The following is a 917-nucleotide window of genomic DNA, read 5'->3' as shown; positions in this document are numbered from 1 at the left end:
CGTACCTGATCTGACTGCATACCGGCATATTGCTTCTTCCAGCGATAAAACGTCTGCTCCGAAATACCGACGTGACGCATGAGATCGGCCACCGGCATTCCCAACTCGGCCTGCTTCAGTACCGCCACAATCTGCTCGACTGAAAAGCGCTTGCGTTTCATAGCAAACTCCTCCTTTTTCCAAGGGTAAAGTTTGCCGAAAAACTAACGCCCAAGGTGGTCCAGAATTCTCATTGCAGATCACCCGGTGGTTGAACTACATTCGCTAACCCGACGGAATTCGGCCGGGGTCAGGTACTGCAAACTCGAATGCGGGCGCACTTCGTTGTAGTGAGTACGCCAGTCTTCGATCACGATCTTCGCCTCGATCCGATTGCGAAACCACTCCATCGCCAAACACTCATCACGAAATTTTCCGTTGAAACTCTCGTTGGTGCCGTTCTGCCATGGTTTGCCGGGGTCAATCAGTGCCGTCTCAATCTGCTCCTGGACTGCCCATTTCAACAACGCTGTGCTGACAAACTCCGGCCCGTTGTCTGAGCGCAGATAACGTGGCGCGCCGTGCACGCTAATTAACCGGCTCAGCACTTCAATGACTCGACGCGAGCGGATCGATCCCGCCACATCAATCGCCAGGCACTCCCGCGTATATTCATCGACCACGATACCTTCACGCCCCAGCAACACTCGGATGCGGCGCGAACCGAAGCGCGGGAATTGCCCCGATAATGCTCGCATGGCATCGATCACCGGTGCGTTTTTCGCGGGCATCTTAGGTGCGTAGCCCAAAAGCGTAAATCGACGCCTCGCTCACGCCGTGGCGCTTGGCCACCTCAGGCACTGTGTCTCGATCTGCCTCGCGCAGTATCCGCACAATCTGTTCGTCGCTGTACCGGCTTTTCTTCATACCAACTCCTC

General features: G+C 55.4%; 2 protein-coding genes and 1 pseudogene. All 3 read right to left on the bottom strand.

Annotated elements, in window-relative coordinates:
• Positions 1-161, bottom strand: a 161-nt coding sequence (locus PHO31112_RS27025) for a transposase (RefSeq protein ID WP_150624802.1), incomplete at its 3' end; no start/stop codon positions are given.
• 78 nt (positions 162-239) lie between these two features.
• Positions 240-662 (bottom strand): annotated as a pseudogene (locus tag PHO31112_RS27875) (integrase core domain-containing protein); the annotation flags it as partial.
• A gap of 109 nt (positions 663-771) precedes the next feature.
• A complete protein-coding gene (locus tag PHO31112_RS27870) occupies positions 772-906 on the bottom strand; it encodes a transposase (RefSeq protein ID WP_425495238.1) in 135 nt (44 codons plus the stop codon).
• Positions 907-917: the final 11 nt, after the last annotated feature.

The sequence above is a fragment of the Pandoraea horticolens genome, assembly GCF_902459555.1.
Lineage (GTDB): Bacteria > Pseudomonadota > Gammaproteobacteria > Burkholderiales > Burkholderiaceae > Pandoraea > Pandoraea horticolens.
Note: the sequence above shows the minus strand (reverse complement) of the source record. Positions and strands in the feature narration are given on the sequence as shown.